The following is a 16,739-nucleotide window of genomic DNA, read 5'->3' on the forward strand; positions in this document are numbered from 1 at the left end:
TCTCTGGGAGACGATCCACAAAGCCTTCACGCGCTTCTCGCCCGAGGAGTGCCGCAACTACTTCACCGCGGCCGGCTACGAGGATGATGCTTATGCTTCAAGCTGATCGGGACCCGCTCTAGCGGACGCAGCGGCGACATCCGCTTTCGCTCATTGCTGCTTCAAAGCAGGCTGGCAGAAAGCCACTCCAAGCGGACATCGAGGGTCGTGGGTTTTTTAAACGTGAGCCAAAGGATGGGTGCGGGCAAGCCCAGGTCAGCTTGGACCCCGCGAAACTGCTCTGAGCCAGGGCAATAAGTGGCTTTTGCACCGGGGTGCAGTCGACCCTCAGCGATCGGCCAGCTGAATATGGAGATGTGAGAGGTCAAGCCCTTCGTACCGTACCTTATCAATCTCTTGAGCCAGTGATTTTGCCCGTAATCCTGATCCGTAGTTGTCTTCCGTTCGACCGCTTGACCATCCGCCGAGCGCGCGCACTCGTTCGGGCGAGATGTCGGCCTCGCGCAGCGCGTCCCGATAATTGTGCCGAAAGCTATGGAAAGCTGTTCGTGGCTTGGCTGCGCCACAGTGGTCTAGGAAGCGGGCAAACCACTTCGAAAAGATATCACTCCAGTAGCCGGACGCTTCTGCCGCAGTGAGTTCAGGGAACAGGCGCTCCTCTCCGCGGTCGGCTAGGGCATCCCGATACTGCAATAAGCCGCAACGCTTCAACTCGGGATGGATGGGTACGAACCGCTCGCCCGCCGCTGTCTTCACACGTTTCACACCGGCATCATCGGGGGCGACAATGATGACATCGGTTCCATCAATTCGAGCGACATCACGAACGAGTAGCTGGCATATCTCGTTCATTCGCATCCCAGTGAAGAGCGCGATAAGCGGCACCCAGAACCGGCCGCGACGGATAACCTGATTGCCTATGCGCGCATAGCCGGCCTCGTCATTCTGGCAACCAGTGTAGAGCGGGGCGTTGAAGATCTTGACGAGTTGCTCTGTCGAGAACGGATGTCGTCGATCCTTAGCAGCTACACCATCGACGCCGACGGAAAGACCGGTGGTCGGATTATCTGCCCGCACGCCCCGCGTGATGGCGAATTTCATCAGAGTGGAGAAGGCGGACAAGTAGGAACTTGCTGTGAGCCGGGTCATAAGCGGGGCGTCCATTTTGGCTGCGGCATCCGCAGCCTGAGACGCTGTAAGGTCAGGAAATCGCTTCGTGGCGCTTGCGGGTAGCCTGATCAAAAGACTCACCAGCTCGGCCACATCGGCGCGCTTGATCTGTGAGACATCCCGCTCGGCGCCAAACACCTCTTCGAACAGGCGGGCCTGAGCGGCGCCTTTCAGCTTCGATTTCGGTGCCATGCCCTGCCAAGCAGGCTCAGCTCGGTGCTGAGCTATCAACTCGGCCAGTGTGGTGCGCTTCGCCGCCCCGGACGGGTGCGGGAGATCGGCTGGTGCGCCCGCAAAAAAGGTATCTCCAGCGTGGTGGGAGAAATCGCTTCTCGCGTCTCGTAGTTCTCGTCTCGCTTGCTCCAGCGCGGCTCGGCGTACCAGGTGGATGAGATGCCGGAACTCGGGTGCGTTGAGATCGACCGCAATGCCGTGGCGCTCAAGGAGCCGTTTGGCTGTGCTGAACGTGCTGGCCTGACCGTTCGTGTCCGCTGGGTCCGCGAAGGTCGCCTCTTCGATCTCCAGGTCCATCAACTCATCCTGCCGCGACCAAGCAGGGGCTGCGCTTCGTTTCCGTTCGAGCCGAACGTCCTCACGCTCATGAAACCAAGCCCATGCGATGTGCTCCGCCTCGGAGCGTGTCAGCGCCCGAACCGGTGAGGGATTAAGCTGACGCTTGGCTGCGGCAATTTGAGCATCGATCGCGATGAGCTCACGCAGCAACAGCCGCCGAGCTTCTGAAAAATCGCCCGTACCCAGAGATTTTCGAAATTCGCGCTTTTTGATCAGCCCAGCTCGACGCAGGGTCTCGGGCACTTTGACCCTGACCCACCACGTGCTGCCCCTAAGCTGCAGACGTGCGTCCTTTTTTGCCATGGGGTTCGGGCAGCTTGGTGTACCAGTCTGGTGTACCAATCTAGCCCGGAAACTCATTGCCGAGCAATGAGTTCGTTGCCGTCCAACAGGTTAAAGAAACCTGGTGGAGCTGAGGGGATTCGAACCCCTGACCTCCGCAGTGCGATTGCGGCGCTCTCCCATCTGAGCTACAGCCCCGTCGAGGCGCCGGCCTTGTAGGCGCGGGTGCCTCAGCCTGTCAATTCCCGTCTCGCATGTCCGTCTCGCTTTCGCGGCGGCGGCGCGCGGAAACCGCCCCTCCCGAGGACATCGCGCAGACCGCATGTACGCCCTGCTCTGGCTCATCACCACCGTCATACAGCTCTTCATCTACGTGCTGATCGCGAGCGCCGTGCTGAGTTGGCTCGTCGCCTTCAACGTCGTCAACGTCCGCAATCCCATCGTCGCGCAGATCGGCGAAACCCTCTATCGCATCACCGAGCCCGCGCTCAGGCCCATCCGGAACCTGCTCCCCAATCTTGGTGGCGTCGACATCTCGCCGATCATCTTGATCTTGCTCCTGCTGTTCGTGCAGAGGCTGATTACGGTCGATCTCGTGCGATTTCTGATGTGATTCGGCTAACGCGACACTATTCTGCAGGGGGAACGCCTTGAAAACCAATCCCGGCCGGTTCTTCGAGGATTTCCGCCTCGGCGAGACCATCCGCCACGCGACCCCTCGCACGGTGACGACCGGGGACGTGGCCCTCTACACCGGCCTCTACGGGCCGCGCTTCGCCGTGCAGTCGTCGGACGCCTTCGCCCGCGCGCTGGGCTATCCGAAGAGCCCCCTGGACGATCTGCTCACCTTCCACGTGGTGTTCGGCAAGACCGTGCCGGACGTCTCGCTGAACGCGCTGGCCAATCTCGGCTATGCCGAGGGCGGCTTCCGGCGGCCGGTCTATCCGGGCGAGACGCTCTCCACCGTCTCCGAGGTCATCGGCCTGAAGGAGAGCTCCAACCGGCAGACCGGCGTCGTCTACGTCCGCTCGGTCGGCTCGGACGAGCACGGTGAGACCGTGCTCAGCTATTGCCGCTGGGTGCTGGTGCGCAAGCGCGACCCCGAGGCGGTGATCGCCGAGGAGCACGTGCCGACACTGGCCAAGGCCGTCGATCCGAAGGACCTCGCGGGCGCCCTGCCCCCGCTCATCGTGTCGGCCTACGACGTGGCGCTGGCCGGCAGCCCGCACCGCTTCGGCGATTATCAGGCGGGCGAGCGCATCGACCATGTCGACGGCATGACCGTCGAGGAGGCCGAGCACCAGATCGCCACGCGCCTGTTCCAGAACACGGCCAAGGTGCATTTCGACGGGCTCGCCGCCAAGGACACCCGCTTCGGCCGCCGGCTGATCTATGGCGGGCACGTGATCTCGCTGGCCCGCGCGCTGAGCTACAACGGGCTGGGCAACGCCTTCGCCATCGCGGGCATCAATGCCGGCCGGCATGTCGGCCCGCTCTTCGCGGGCGACACGGTCTATGCCTGGAGCGAGGTGATCGAGACCGCCGATGTCGGCCGGGACGATGTCGGCCTGCTGCGCCTGCGCACGGTGGCGACCAAGAACCAGCCCTGCACCGCCTTCCCCGACAAGTTCAACGACGGCTACGACCCGTCGGTGATCCTCGACCTCGACTACTGGGCCTTCGTGCCGAAATAAGCCGAGGCCGGGCCTCCGAAGGGTTCGACGCCTTCGGAGGCCCTTCGGACGCCATCAATCCCGCACGACCACCTTCGTGCCGACCTTCACCCGGTCGTAGAGATCGACCACGTCCTTGTTGGTCATGCGGATGCAGCCGGAGGAGACCGCCGCGCCCATCGTCTCGGGCTCGTTCGAGCCGTGGATGCGGTAGAGCGACGAGCCGAGATACATGGCGCGGGCGCCGAGCGGGTTGTCCTGGCCGCCGGCCATGTAGCGGGGCAGGTCGGGGCGGCGGGCCAGCATCTGCTGCGGCGGGCGCCAATCCGGCCATTCCTTTTTCATGGAAACGGTCTTCACCCCCGACCACGAGAAGCCCTCGCGGCCGACGCCGACGCCGTAGCGGATCGCCTCGCCGCCGCCGAGCACGTAGTAGAGCCGCCGCTGGCGGGTGGAGACCACCACCGTGCCGGGCTTCTCCTTGCCCGACCACGCCACCGTCTCCCGTGGGATCGCCTGGGTGCGGAAGCCATTGAGGAAATCGGCGAGCGGTCCCCGGTCGAAGAAATCGGCCCGGGCCGGCACGGCCTGAAGGGGTATGCCCCCGAGCATCAATCCGGCGATCGCCAGCGTCGCGATGCGTCCCGACATGCAGTATCCTTGCGTCCATCGATAGGCAGACCCGTGGGTCCTCAACCGGAACGGGCATCCGCATCGCGGCAGGGATGAGGCCGCCCGGCGGGGCGCGGGCGGGTTTCCGGCCGGGTGTGCGATCGCTGCCACACACGCTGCGGCGACGGTTGCGATTGCAACCGCGAGTGGCCGCGCTTATCTCAGCGGCGTGATCAGCCCGCCTGCCCCCTCGGCCCGCCTCGGTGCGGAGCCCGTGGCCTCCCGGCCCGGCACGCGGCTCGCGGCATTCGCCGCGGGCCTCGGGCTCGTCGTGCTGGGCCTGGTCGGCCTCGCCGTCTTCGCCTTCGGGCCTGCTCACATGGAAACGCCTGCCTCCGTCGCGGCGTTCCGGCCCGCCCTGGCGGTGGTGGCGCCGCACACCGCGCCGGTCGAGGCCCCGCTGATGCATCGGCTCGACCGGGACGGTCCTGTCGTCGCCGCCGCCGATGCCGAAATCTCCGCCGATTCGGCCCTGCCCTCCCCGGCGGCGCAGCCCGTACCGGTGCCCCGCTTCGGACCCGCGCCCTTCCGTGAGGCGAACACGGCCCTGCCGACGCCCGCGCCGATCGCCTCGCCCCTGCGCCCTCCCCGCGCGGCCTGAGCCGACGCGCATCGGAATTCGGACACGGACCGGGGCCATGGTGCCCCAAAGCCCGGACCTGCCGACGGCGCCGCCATGAGTCCCTCGACCCAGCCTTTCGATCGGCCCACACGATTGCCGTCCGCATCCGCGAGACGCCAGTCAGGAGCGTCGCAACCCGTGATCCGCCTGCCCCTCCCTTCCGTCCGCGCCCTGGCGCTCCTGCCGGTCGCCGCGCTCGGCCTGTCGCTCGCCGCCTGCAACCAGCGCGAGGCCGCCGCCCCGACGCCCCCCGTGCCGGAGGTCGGGTTCGTCACCGTCCACGCCCAGGCGATTCCCTATGTCCGCGACCTGCCCGGCCGCGTGGCGCCGATGCGCATCGCCGAGGTGCGCTCCCGCGTCTCCGGCCTCGTGGTGAAGCGGCTGTTCGAGCAGGGCAGCCAGGTCAAGGAAGGTGACATCCTCTACAAGATCGACCCCGCCCCCTACGAGGTCGAGCTCGCCAGCGCCGAGGCGGCCCTGGCCCGCCAGGAGGCCGCGCAGGTCCTCGCCCGGCAGCAGGCGGACCGGCTGGAGCAGTTGCTCTCGCGCGCCACCGCGAGCCAGGCGCAGTACGATGCCGCCTTCGCCGGGAAGAAGCAGGCCGAGGCCGAGGTGGCCGGCGCCAAGGCGACCCGCGACCGGGCGCAATTGAACCTCTCCTGGACCGATGTCCGCGCCCCGATCACCGGCCGCATCGGCCGGGCTCTCCTCACCGAGGGCACTCTGATCGAGCCGGGCCAGACGGGGGCGCTGGCCACCATCCAGCAGCTCGACCCGATCTACGTCGACATCACCCAATCGGTCGGCGAACTGAACCGCCTGCGCCGGGACCTCGCCAGCGGCGAGCTGGCGCGGCTGGAAGAGAATTCGGCCAACGTCCACCTCATCATGGACGACGGCAGCCTCTACCCGCTCGCCGGGCGCCTGCTCTTCTCGGACGTGACCGCCGACCCGAGCACGGGCCAGGTGACGCTGCGGGTGCAGTTCCCGAACCCGCACGACGAGCTGTTCCCCGGCATGTATGTCCGCGCCCGCATCAAGCAGGGCATCGATTCGGACGCCATCGCCGTGCCGCAGCAGGCGATCCAGCGCACCGACGACGGCCGCGCCGAGGTCTGGCTGATCCGCGAGGACCAGACCGTGATGCGCCAGCCGGTGGAGGTCGGCCCGGTGGTCGGCGGCGACTGGCTGATCCGCTCCGGCCTGAAGGCCGGGGAGCGCGTGATCGTGGACGGCTTCCAGAAGGTGACGGTGGGGATGACGGTGAAGCCCGTCGACCAGACCCCGCCCCATGCCGAGGCCGCGCCGCAGACCGACGCCGACGAGGCGACCGAGAAGGCCGACACGCAGCAGCGCGCGCAAGCCGCCGCGCAGCGCCGCTGAGGGAGGCGCTTCATGGCCCGCTTCTTCATCGACCGGCCGGTCTTCGCCTGGGTCGTCGCGCTGTTCATCCTGCTTGGTGGGGCGCTGGCGATCCCGAACCTGCCGGTGGCGCAGTATCCGGTGATCGCGCCGCCCTCCATCGCCCTCTCGACCGCCTTCCCCGGCGCCTCGGTGGAGAGCCTCTATACGGGCACGACCCGGCTTATCGAGGATGAGCTGAACGGCGCGGCCAACATCATGAGCTTCGAGTCGACCACCGACTCGTTCGGCTCCGTGAACATCACCGCCACCTTCCGGCCGGGGACCGACCCGTCGCTCGCCTCGGTGGAGGTGCAGAACCGTCTCAAGCGCGTGGAGGCCCGCCTTCCCCTCGAAGTGCGCCAGAACGGCATCCTCGTGGAGGAGGCCTCCGCCGCAACGCTCAACATCATCACCCTCATCTCCACCGATGGCGGCATGGACGAGGTGGGGCTCGGCGACTTCCTGATCCGCAACGTCATCAACGAGATCCGCCGCATCCCCGGCGTCGGGCGCGCCACGCTCTACTCGACCGAGCGCTCCCTCCGGGTCTGGGTCGATCCCGACAAGCTGCGCGGCCTGTCGCTGACCCCCGGCGACGTCAACGCCGCCATCCGCAACCAGAACATCCAGATCGCCTCGGGCGCGGTCGGCGCACAGCCGAGCCCGTCCGCCAACGCCCTCACCGCGCCCATCGTCGTGAAGGGGCAGCTCTCCACGGTGGAGGATTTCGGGGCCATCGTCCTGCGGGCGAATTCGGACGGCTCCAACGTGCGCCTGCGCGACGTCGCCCGGATCGAACTCGGCGGCGACGCCTACCAGTTCTCGACCCGCCTCAACGGCGGTCAGGCGGCCGGCATCTCGGTGACGCTGGCCCCGGACGGCAACGCCCTGGAGACCGCCAAGGCCATCCGCGCCAAGATGGAGGAGCTGTCGCCGTTCTTCCCGCCGGGGCTGAAATGGGACATCCCCTACGACATCACCCCGGCCGTGAAGGCTTCCATCGAGAAGGTGCTGCACACCCTCGTGGAGGCGGTGGTGCTGGTCTTCCTCGTGATGTTCCTGTTCCTGCAGAACATCCGCTACACGCTGATCCCGACCATCGTCGTGCCCATCGCCCTGATGGGCACGGTGACGGTGATGTGGCTCGCGGGCTTCTCCGTGAACGTGCTCACCATGTTCGGCATGGTGCTCGCCATCGGCATCCTCGTGGACGACGCCATCGTCGTCGTCGAGAACGTCGAGCGCATCATGAACGAGGAGGGGCTGCTCCCGAAGGAGGCCACCAAGAAGGCCATGGATCAGATCACCGGGGCGATCATCGGCATCACCCTGGTGCTGATGGCGGTGTTCGTGCCGATGGCGTTCTTCCCCGGCTCGGTGGGCATCATCTACCGGCAGTTCTCCATCGCGATGGTCACGTCCATCGCCTTCTCGGCGCTGCTCGCCCTGTCGCTGACGCCCGCGCTCTGCGCCACCTTCCTGAAGCCCATCGAGAAGGGCCACGGCCATGCGAAGGGCGGCGTGTTCGGGCTGTTCAACCGGTTCGTGGACCGGGAGACCGCCCGCTACGGGCGCGGCACCGCGTGGTTCATCCGAAAGTCCGGCCGGGTGATGCTGGTCTACGTCGCGCTGGTCGCCGGCACGGCCTACGCCTTCGTGCAATTGCCGGAGGGCTTCCTGCCGGTGGAGGACCAAGGCTTCTTCACCGTCGACGTCCAGACGCCCCCCGGCGCCTCGTTCAACCGGACGCTGACCGCCGTGCGCAAGGTCGAGGAGCATCTTCTCGCTCAGCCGGGCGTCGCCACGGTCACGATCCTCAACGGCTTCTCGTTCTCGGGCCAGGGACCCAACACCAGCCAGGCCTTCGTGACCCTGAAGCCCTGGGACGAGCGCGACGCGGCCAATTCCGCCGCCAACCTCGTGAAGGGCACCAACGACGCCCTCGCCGGCTACCGCGACGCCACCATCGACGCGCAGGAGCCCCCGCCGGTCGACAACCTCGGAAACGCGGCGGGCTTCTCCTTCCGCCTGCAGGACCGGGCGCAGCGGGGCTACGCGGCCCTCACCGCCGCGCAGGCGCAACTCATGGCGGTCGCCAAGCGCAGCCCCGTGCTGAAGAACGTGAAGATCGAGGGCCTGCCCCCGACGCCCCAGGCGGAACTCGTCATCGACCGCGAGAAGGCCGCCGCGCTCGGGGTGAAGTTCGAGGACATCAACGACGTCATCCAGGTGAACCTCGGCTCGGTCTACGCCAACGACTTCCCGAACCGGGGCAAGATGCAGCGCGTCTATGTCCAGGCCGAGCAGTTGCAGCGCCTGAACGCGTCAGACATCCTCAACTACGCGGTGAAGAACAGCTCCGGCACGATGGTGCCCCTGTCCTCCTTCACCGAGCTGAAATGGGGCGTCGGGCCGAGCCAGATCGTCGGCTTCAACGGCTACCAGTCGGTGCGCATCACCGGCGAGCCTCGGACGGGCTACACCTCCGGCGATGCCATCGCCGAGATGGAGCGGCTGATGCTCCAACTGCCAAAGGGCTTCGGCTACGCCTGGACCGGCCAGTCGGAGCAGGAGAAGCAGGCGGGCAGTCAGGCGACGCTGCTGCTCGCCCTCTCGGTGCTGATCGTCTTCCTGCTGCTCGCCGCCCTCTACGAGAGCTGGGCGATCCCGGTCTCGGTGCTGCTCGTCATCCCGCTGGGCGTCATCGGCTCGGTGGCGGCGGTGCATCTGCGGGGGATGCCCAACGACGTGTATTTCAAGATCGGGCTCATCACGATCATCGGCCTCTCGGCCAAGAACGCGATCCTGATCGTGGAATTCGCCCGCGACCTGTGGAAGCCCGGCACCTCGGTAACGCGGGCGGCCATCGACGCGGCGACCCTGCGCTTCCGGCCCATCGTGATGACCTCGCTCGCCTTCATCTTCGGCGTGGTGCCGCTCGCCATCGCGACCGGCGCCGCCTCGAAGAGCCAGCAGGCCATTGGCACCGGCGTGATGGGCGGCATGATCACCGCCACCGTGCTCGCGGTGTTCTTCGTGCCGGTCTTCTTCGTGGTGGTGATGCGCCTGTTCCGCCGCAAGGCGGTGCAGGAGGGCGAGACCGCCGCCGCGCGGGAGAGCCCCGCCGCGCCCCGCATCCACGCGAGCGCCGCCGAATGAGGCGGCGTTCCCCTCCCCTCGGGGCGACGAAAAAAGCCGCCCCGAGGGGGGCGGCTGAGCGAGTCATCAGGGAGGCATCAAACAGAGTGGACGAAACCGAGTCGCACTCGACATCCAGAAAACTGGATGACGCCTTTATGAAGTAAAAACCTTAACGGCCTGTTAAGGAAAGTCCGGCGGCCGCCGCCAAACCGTCCCTAAACAGTACAAAACCCGTCATTGCGAGCAGAGCGAAGCAATCCAGGGCGGCTGGACGCAGCAGAACGTCGCGTATCCCTGGATTGCTTCGCTTCGCTCGCAATGACGGACCGTCGCCAAACGGATCAGGCCGCGAGGCTCGCGAACAGGCCGCGCCCGTCGGTGCCGCCGATCAGGCCTTCGACGAAGTTTTCCGGGTGAGGCATCATCCCGAGGACGTTGGCCTTCTCCGAATAGATCCCGGCGATGCTGTTCAGCGAGCCGTTGCGGTTGGACTCGACCGTGATCCGGCCCGCCTCGTCGCAATAGCGGAAGGCCACACGGCCCTCGCCCTCGATGCGGGCGATGGTGTCGGGATCGGCGAAGTAATTGCCCTCGCCATGGGCGACGCAGACGTCGATCACCTCGCCCCGCGTGTAGGCGCGGGCGAAGCGCGTATCGGTGCGCTCGACCCGCAGGGTCTGGCGGTGGCAGATGAACCGACGGTCGACGTTGCGCATCAGCACGCCGGGCAGCAGGCCCGATTCGCACAGGATCTGGAAGCCGTTGCAGATGCCGAGCACGAGGCCGCCCCGGGCCGCGTGGGCCCGCACCGCGTCCATGGCCGCCGCGCGGCCCGCGATGGCGCCGCAGCGCAGGTAATCGCCGTAGGAGAAGCCGCCGGGCAGCACGGCGAGATCGGTGCCGGCGGGCAGCGCCGTGTCGGCATGCCACACCATCGAGACCTTCGCCCCCGACAGACGCAACGCCCGTGCGACATCCGCCTCGCGGTTGGACCCGGGGAAGACGACGATGGCGGCGTGCATCAGGCGATCTCGATCGCGTAATTCTCGACGACGGTGTTGGCGAGAAGCTTCTCGCAGGCCGCCTTCAGGGTCTCCTGGGCCGACGCGGAATCGGCGGCGGCGACCTCCAGATCGAAGACCTTGCCCTGCCGGACGCCCTCGATGCCGGCGATACCGAGCGACTTCAGAGCCGCCTCGATCGCCTTGCCCTGGGGATCCAGCACGCCGGTCTTCAGGGTGACGGTGATTCGGGCTTTCATCGCTGTGTAACTCACCGGTTGCCGAGCGCGCACCGCGCCGGCGACATCGAACATGTGACCGGCGATCCTTAGATCAGCCCGCTCACCTTGTCGAACGTTCAGAAAGGTCCGCGCCCCTGCATGCAACGCAGGGTCAGGACCGTTTGGGGGCGGTGATCGGCTCGATGCTCGTGGCGCGGCGCCAGAGCTGGAGCATGATCCAGGCGGCGAACAGGCTGAACACGCCCATCAGCACATGGCCGACCCGATCGCCGAGGTCGAACAGACCCGCCAGCGCCCAGCCGGCCGCGATCGCCACGGCGAACACCTCCGTGCCCACCAGAACCATCATGCTCAGGATGGTGACCGCATTGCGTGCGTTCACGAGTTCAGCCCTTCCCGCCGCCCGTCGACCGGGCTCGCAAGGCGTTCTGCTACCTCAGGGCGGGCAGGCGGCGCAAGCAGCGCCGCCCGTCTCGCCCACTCAGCGCGGGGCGCGCTTGGCCAGGATGCGCTGGAGCGTCCGGCGGTGCATGTTCAGGCGGCGCGCCGTCTCGCTGACATTGCGCCCGCAGAGTTCATACACCCGCTGAATGTGCTCCCACCGCACCCGGTCGGCGGACATCGGGTTCTCCGGCGGATCCGCGCGCTCGCCCGGCTGGGCCATCAGCGTGCCGTGGATCTCATCGGCATCGGCGGGCTTCGCGAGATAGTCGAAGGCGCCGAGCTTCACGGCCGTCACCGCCGTGGCGATGTTGCCGTAGCCGGTGAGGATGACGCCCCGCGCCTCCGGCCGGCGCTCCTTGAGCCGGGCGATGACGTCGAGGCCGTTGCCGTCGCCGAGCCGCATGTCGATCACCGCGAAGGCGGGTGCATGGGATTCGACGGCCGACACGCCTTCGGCCACGCTCTCGGCGACCTGTACATGGTAGCCGCGGCTCTCCATCGCCCGAGCGAGGCGGGTGGAGAAGGGTTTGTCGTCGTCCACGATCAGGAGGCTGCGATCGGTGAAGGCAGCGAGCGGATCGGTTTCACTAAGGATCGCGGCCTCGGCGGTCGCAGAGGTCCCTGATTGCGTGAGCATCGGGGGTCCTTTCGAAGATGTCTCCGTTGAGACCACTATATAGGCACGATGTCGCGTGGCGGCAGGGGCGCGGAACCACTTATCTCGGGCGAGTGACGGGGTACCGCACCTCTTTCGAAGATGTGGCGCGCCCACGAAACCCGGACGATGGCGCCATGTTCGCCGGCGCCGGCCGCGTTCGACAGGCCGATCTGCGCGCCGGACCGCTCGATCAGCGTCTTGGCGATGAACAAACCGAGGCCGAGGCCCACCGTCTCACTGCCGCCGGGGGGCGATTGCTCGGCGCTGCGGGTCGTGATGTAGGGCTCGCCCGCCCGCAGCAGCACCTCCGCCGAGAATCCCGGCCCGTCGTCGCGGATCTCGATCCAGGCCCGGTCGTGGTTCCACTGCCCGGTGATGGTCACGCGCGTGGTGGCGAAATCCGCCGCGTTGTCGAGGATGTTGCCCAGCCCGAACATGACGCCGGGGTTGCGGCGGCAGGAGGGCTCCGGCCCATCCCCGTGGCACGAAGCATCGATCACCACGCCGAGCGCCCGCTGCGGCGCCACCAGTTCCTCCACGAGGTGGCTGAAGGTGACGGTGGTGAGGAAGTCGCCCCCGTCGCCGTCGCCCTCGCCGTCGAGGGAGGTGAGCTTGCCGAGGATGCCGCGGCAGCGGTCGACCTGCTCGCGCAGGAGGGCGAGATCCTCCGCGACGGCCGGCGAGGCATCCGGCCCGAGCTGGCGGATCAGTTCCTTCGAGACGACCATGATCGTGCCGAGCGGCGTGCCGAGTTCGTGTGCCGCCGCCGCCGCGAGCCCGTCGAGCTGCGACAGGTGCTGCTCGCGGGCCAGGACGAGTTCGGTGGCGGCGAGCGCCTGGGCGAGCTGGCGCGCCTCCTCCGCCACCCGCCACGCGTAGACGCCGGTGAAGGCGGTCCCGAGGAGGATCGCGGTCCACACCCCCGAGACGTAGAGGAACGGCAGTTCGATCTTTCCGTCCGCGAACCACGGCAGCGGCCGGTGGACCAGGGCGAGCAGCGTCGCGAGGCCGATGGCGAGCAGCCCCAGCGCCAGGGTGCGCTCCGGCGGCAGGGCGGTGGCCGAGATCAGCACCGGGGCGAGGAAGAGGAGCGAGAACGGGTTCTGCAACCCGCCCGTGAGGAACAGGAGCGCGGCCAGTTGCACGATGTCGAAGGCGAGCAGCAAGGCTGCCGAATCGGCGTTCAGGCGGTAACTCGCCGGGAAGCGGATGCGCAGGGCGAGGTTCAGCCACGACGAAGCGGCGATGACGAGGAAGCACCAGCCGAAGGGCAGGTTCAGGCCCAGCCCGAACTGCGCCCCGACCACGGCGGCGCTCTGCCCGGTGATGGCGAGCCAGCGGAGCCGAACGAAGGTATCGAGCCGAAGCTGCCGCGCCCTGCCGTCGAGACCGGCCAGTCGCTCCTGAATCGTATGCATCCTGGGAAACTAGGGTGCTCCGGCCAAAACCGACATCGATCGCGAGAGAAAGCCTGGACGATAAGCCTCGTCGGGCAAGGCTGAGGCCAGGGGCCGCGCCGTTACGGCCTCGTTCAGGCGGAACCTTCATCGTAAGCTTGGGGTTGCCACGGGCCCGACGGGGCGCGCCCCGCCGACGAGGAAACCACCATGCTGCTGGCCTATGGACTGTTCGAAGGCGCGCGATTGATGATGGCTCCGGCGCGCTTCGCCGCCGACCTCACCCGCCACAGCATCCAGAGCCCGGCCAACCCCCTCGCCTACTCGCCCTATGCCCGCTCCATCGCGGCGGGCTGCGAGATGTTCGAGCGGGTGACGCGGCGCTACGGCAAGCCCGCCTTCGGCCTGACCGAGACCGTCGTCGAGGGGCAGCGCGTCCCCGTGACCGAGCGGGTCGTCTCGGAGCGTCCGTTCTGCCGGCTGATCGCCTTCGACCGCGCCTTCCGCACCCCGCCCGCCGAGCCGCAGCCGAAGCTCCTCATCGTCGCGCCGATGTCGGGCCACTACGCCACCCTGCTGCGCGGCACCGTCGAGGCGATGCTGCCGAACCATCAGGTGTTCATCACCGATTGGACCGACGCGCGGATGGTGCCGCTGCTCGCCGGGCCCTTCGACCTCGACACCTATATCGACTACCTGCGCGACATGTTCGCCGAACTCGGGCCGGACCTGCACGTCATGGCCGTGTGCCAGCCGGCCGTGCCGGTGATGGCCGCCGTGGCGCTGATGGAGGCCGAGGACGAGCCGCACGTCCCCGTCTCGATGACGCTGATGGGCGGCCCCATCGACACCCGCCGCTCGCCCACCGCCGTGAACTGCCTCGCCCAGGAGCGCGGGCAGGACTGGTTCGAGCGGAACACGATCAGCCTCGTGCCCGCGATCTATCCGGGCGCCTTCCGGCGGGTCTATCCGGGCTTCCTGCAATTGTCGGGCTTCATGGCGATGAACCTCGACCGGCACGTCACCGCCCATACCGACATGTTCGACCATCTGGTGAAGGGCGACGGCGATTCGGCCGAGAAGCACCGGGACTTCTACGACGAGTACCTCGCGGTGATGGACCTCACCGCCGAGTATTACCTTCAGACCGTGGAGACGGTGTTCGTGAACCACGCCCTGCCGAAGGGCGAGATGCTCTCGCGCGGGGTGCCGGTGGACCCGGCCGCCATCCGCCGCTGCGCAATCCTGGCCGTCGAGGGCGAGAATGACGACATCTCCGGCGTTGGCCAGACCAAGGCCGCCCTGGACATGACGCCGAACCTGCCCGCCTCTCGCAAGGCTTACCACCTGCAGGACAGCGTCGGCCATTACGGCGTGTTCAACGGCTCGCGCTACCGCTCGATCATCGCGCCGCGCATCGCGTCCTTCATCCGCGAGATGGCCGCCGAATCCACCCGGCGGCCGGTCTATCTGCGCAGCGTCGGCTGAGACGCGGGCGGCTCAGGCCGCCTTCGCCGCCGGCTGCGCGGCGGGGCGCGGGTCGAACAGGGTCCGGTAGAGGGCGCCCGGCGTCACGGAGCGCCCGTCGCCGTCGATGATCGCCACCTCCGCGAGGCCGGCGGCGGACAGGCTCATCGCCTGATCCAGGGCCGCCAGGAGCGAGGCATGACGATGATCGCGGCGGCCGAGGGCGCAGCGGGCGGTGACGGTGTAGTTCACGGGGCGGAATCCTCTGCGGGCGGGCGCCGCGTCTCTCGCGGTCGCCATCGCCTCCGTCACCCGCAATAACGGCAAGACGTTGCCTTAAGGTTGTCCCGCCGCCGATATCGAACAAAATCGCGCATATGTGTTTAGTGCGCGATTAACCGTTGTGCCCGCGCAGGGCCGGCAGGCCGATGCCGGTGGCCTCGAAGCCGCCATCGACGGCCACGACCTGCCCCGTCACGTAGGACGCCTTGTCCGAGCACAGGAACACGATGACGTTCGCCAATTCGCTCTCAAGCCCGTAGCGGGCGAGCGGCACCGCGTCGTGGTAGGCGGCGCGGATCTCGGGACTGTGGACCGCCTTGGCCATGGCGGTGTCCACGGGGCCGGGGGCGACGGCGTTCACGCGGATGCCGTGCTGGGCGAGTTCGACCGCCTGCTGCTTGGTGAGCTGGGCGAGCCCGGCCTTGCTGGTCCCGTAGGCGACCCGCAGCGTCGAGGCGCGCAGGCCTGAGATCGAGGTGATGTTCACCACCGCCCCGCCGCCATGGGCGGCCATGAGGGGCGCCGCCGCCTGGGTGCAGAGGAACGGCCCCGACAGGTTCACGGCCAGCACCTTCGACCAATCCTCGAAGGTCGTCTCCAGGAGCGGCTTGAAGATCGCGATGCCGGCATTGTTGACGAGGGCGTCGAGCCGGCCGAACCGCTCCTCCACCTGCCGGACCGCTGCACTCACCTGCGCCGGATCGGACACGTCGGCCACGATGGCCAGCGTCGCGTCGGGCTTGGCGAGGCGGCCCATCGCGGCCTCCAGGTTGCCGCCGTCGATGTCGAGGAGGGCGACCTTCCAGCCCTCCGCGAGGAAGCGTTCGACGCTGGCGAGGCCGATGCCCCGCGCCGCCCCCGTCACGAGGGCGATGCGGCCTTCGGCCGACCTTGGGGTTTCCTGCATGGTGCGATCTCCGTCGCGGGGTGGGCCCGGCGGCCCTTGAACTCAAGGAATCCGGGTGCTGGCCCGGACCCGCTCCTCGGCGGCGCGGATCGCCTCCGGGGTGCCGACATGCAGCCATTGCCCGTCGAGGCGCATGCCGAAGAGCCGTTCCGAGGCGATGGCCTTGTCGAACAGCCGATTGAGGGAGAAGGCCCCCTCCGGCGTGTCCGCGAACAGGGCGGGCTTCAGGATCGCGACGCCCGCGTAGATGAAGGGGGCGACCTTGCGCTCGCCGCGCCGTTCCAGGCGCCCGTCCGCCGCCATCAGGAAGTCGCCCGCGCCCTCGTAGCCGAGGCTCGTCGTGGTGGGCGCCACGAGGAGGAGCGCGTCCATGCGCGCGCCGTCCCAGGCGGCGATGAGGCGGGACAGGTTCGGCTCCGGGCCTTCGAGCCAGAAGGAATCGGAGTTCAGCACCACGAAGGGCGCCGCGCCCATCAACGGCAGCGCCTTGCGGATGCCACCGCCGGTCTCCAGCAGCGCCTCGCGCTCGTCCGAGACGGTGAGGCGCGGCGGCCCCGCCCGCCGGGCGAGATGCGCCTCGATCTGTTCGGCCAGCCAGTGGACGTTCACCACCGCGTCCGTCAGCCCCGCCTCGGCCGCCCGGTCGAGGGCGTGGTCGAGGAGCGGCTTGCCCGCCACCGCCACCAGCGGTTTCGGCAGGGTGTCCGTCACCGGCCGCATCCGCGTGCCGAGGCCGGCGGCCAGCACGAAGGCGCGGGTGATCGGGGTCTCGGGGGCGTCGCTCATGGAAGTCATCCTGGCCGT

General features: G+C 68.0%; 16 protein-coding genes, 1 tRNA gene and 1 pseudogene. 7 read left to right on the forward strand and 11 right to left on the reverse strand.

What is annotated here, in order from left to right:
• Positions 1–106 (forward strand): annotated as a pseudogene (locus tag ACS5Q7_RS22470) (IS630 family transposase); the annotation flags it as partial.
• A 221-nt stretch (positions 107–327) separates the two neighbouring features.
• On the opposite strand, the gene ACS5Q7_RS22475 reads toward ACS5Q7_RS22470, so the two are convergent.
• Both ACS5Q7_RS22475 and ACS5Q7_RS22480 read right to left on the reverse strand, forming a co-directional pair.
• Positions 328–2,103 carry a DUF6538 domain-containing protein gene (locus ACS5Q7_RS22475; RefSeq protein ID WP_478341491.1) on the reverse strand — a complete coding sequence of 592 codons (1,776 nt, stop codon included), beginning with the start codon at positions 2,101–2,103 and terminating at the stop codon, positions 328–330.
• A gap of 44 nt (positions 2,104–2,147) precedes the next feature.
• Positions 2,148–2,223: transfer RNA gene (locus ACS5Q7_RS22480), tRNA-Ala, on the reverse strand.
• Positions 2,224–2,347: 124 nt separating this feature from the next.
• Here ACS5Q7_RS22480 and ACS5Q7_RS22485 point away from each other — a divergent pair.
• Both ACS5Q7_RS22485 and ACS5Q7_RS22490 read left to right on the forward strand, forming a co-directional pair.
• Entirely contained in the window at positions 2,348–2,638 is a 291-nt protein-coding gene (locus ACS5Q7_RS22485) for a YggT family protein (protein ID WP_478341492.1), read from the forward strand.
• A 37-nt stretch (positions 2,639–2,675) separates the two neighbouring features.
• Entirely contained in the window at positions 2,676–3,719 is a 1,044-nt protein-coding gene (locus ACS5Q7_RS22490) for a MaoC family dehydratase (RefSeq protein ID WP_478341493.1), read from the forward strand.
• A 54-nt stretch (positions 3,720–3,773) separates the two neighbouring features.
• Here ACS5Q7_RS22490 and ACS5Q7_RS22495 read toward each other — a convergent pair whose 3' ends face one another.
• A complete protein-coding gene (locus tag ACS5Q7_RS22495) occupies positions 3,774–4,349 on the reverse strand; it encodes a L,D-transpeptidase (protein ID WP_478341494.1) in 576 nt (191 codons plus the stop codon).
• A gap of 235 nt (positions 4,350–4,584) precedes the next feature.
• On the opposite strand from ACS5Q7_RS22495, the gene ACS5Q7_RS22500 reads away from it, so the two are divergent.
• From ACS5Q7_RS22500 to ACS5Q7_RS22510, 3 genes are all read left to right on the forward strand, one after another.
• Entirely contained in the window at positions 4,585–4,971 is a 387-nt protein-coding gene (locus ACS5Q7_RS22500) for a hypothetical protein (RefSeq protein WP_478341495.1), read from the forward strand.
• 75 nt (positions 4,972–5,046) lie between these two features.
• The gene (locus tag ACS5Q7_RS22505) at positions 5,047–6,375 is read left to right on the forward strand and encodes an efflux RND transporter periplasmic adaptor subunit (protein ID WP_478341496.1); all 1,329 of its coding nucleotides are present in this window, start codon (positions 5,047–5,049) and stop codon (positions 6,373–6,375) included.
• A gap of 12 nt (positions 6,376–6,387) precedes the next feature.
• On the forward strand, positions 6,388–9,555 hold the full coding sequence (locus ACS5Q7_RS22510; protein ID WP_478341497.1) for a multidrug efflux RND transporter permease subunit: 3,168 nt from the start codon (positions 6,388–6,390) through the stop codon (positions 9,553–9,555).
• Between the two features lie 323 nt (positions 9,556–9,878).
• On the opposite strand, the gene purQ is transcribed toward ACS5Q7_RS22510, so the two are convergent.
• The 5 genes from purQ to ACS5Q7_RS22535 form a co-directional block, all read right to left on the reverse strand.
• Positions 9,879–10,559, reverse strand: coding sequence for a phosphoribosylformylglycinamidine synthase subunit PurQ (purQ, locus tag ACS5Q7_RS22515; RefSeq protein ID WP_478341498.1), 681 nt, complete (start codon positions 10,557–10,559; stop codon positions 9,879–9,881).
• Entirely contained in the window at positions 10,559–10,798 is a 240-nt protein-coding gene (purS, locus tag ACS5Q7_RS22520) for a phosphoribosylformylglycinamidine synthase subunit PurS (RefSeq protein ID WP_243956038.1), read from the reverse strand. The genes purQ and purS overlap by 1 nt, the downstream gene beginning before the upstream one ends.
• Positions 10,799–10,931: 133 nt before the next feature.
• Positions 10,932–11,162, reverse strand: coding sequence for a hypothetical protein (locus tag ACS5Q7_RS22525; protein ID WP_478341499.1), 231 nt, complete (start codon positions 11,160–11,162; stop codon positions 10,932–10,934).
• A 99-nt stretch (positions 11,163–11,261) separates the two neighbouring features.
• Positions 11,262–11,861 (reverse strand): ActR/PrrA/RegA family redox response regulator transcription factor, encoded by a 600-nt coding sequence (locus ACS5Q7_RS22530; RefSeq protein WP_478341500.1) that lies wholly within the window; start codon positions 11,859–11,861, stop codon positions 11,262–11,264.
• A 35-nt stretch (positions 11,862–11,896) separates the two neighbouring features.
• Positions 11,897–13,300: an ActS/PrrB/RegB family redox-sensitive histidine kinase gene (locus ACS5Q7_RS22535; RefSeq protein WP_478341501.1), complete on the reverse strand. Its 1,404-nt coding sequence runs from the start codon at positions 13,298–13,300 to the stop codon at positions 11,897–11,899.
• A gap of 189 nt (positions 13,301–13,489) precedes the next feature.
• On the opposite strand from ACS5Q7_RS22535, the gene ACS5Q7_RS22540 reads away from it, so the two are divergent.
• Positions 13,490–14,767, forward strand: coding sequence for a polyhydroxyalkanoate depolymerase (locus ACS5Q7_RS22540; protein ID WP_478341502.1), 1,278 nt, complete (start codon positions 13,490–13,492; stop codon positions 14,765–14,767).
• A gap of 12 nt (positions 14,768–14,779) precedes the next feature.
• Here the strand turns inward: ACS5Q7_RS22540 and ACS5Q7_RS22545 are convergent, their stop codons facing one another.
• The 3 genes from ACS5Q7_RS22545 to ACS5Q7_RS22555 form a co-directional block, all read right to left on the reverse strand.
• Entirely contained in the window at positions 14,780–14,998 is a 219-nt protein-coding gene (locus tag ACS5Q7_RS22545) for a hypothetical protein (protein WP_478341503.1), read from the reverse strand.
• Between the two features lie 142 nt (positions 14,999–15,140).
• Complete coding sequence (locus ACS5Q7_RS22550) at positions 15,141–15,935, reverse strand: SDR family NAD(P)-dependent oxidoreductase (protein WP_478341504.1); 795 nt, start codon at positions 15,933–15,935, stop codon at positions 15,141–15,143.
• Between the two features lie 42 nt (positions 15,936–15,977).
• On the reverse strand, positions 15,978–16,721 hold the full coding sequence (locus ACS5Q7_RS22555) for a nucleotidyltransferase family protein (protein WP_478341505.1): 744 nt from the start codon (positions 16,719–16,721) through the stop codon (positions 15,978–15,980).
• Between the last annotated feature and the right edge of the window lie 18 nt (positions 16,722–16,739).

The organism is Methylobacterium sp. Gmos3 (assembly GCF_056430985.1).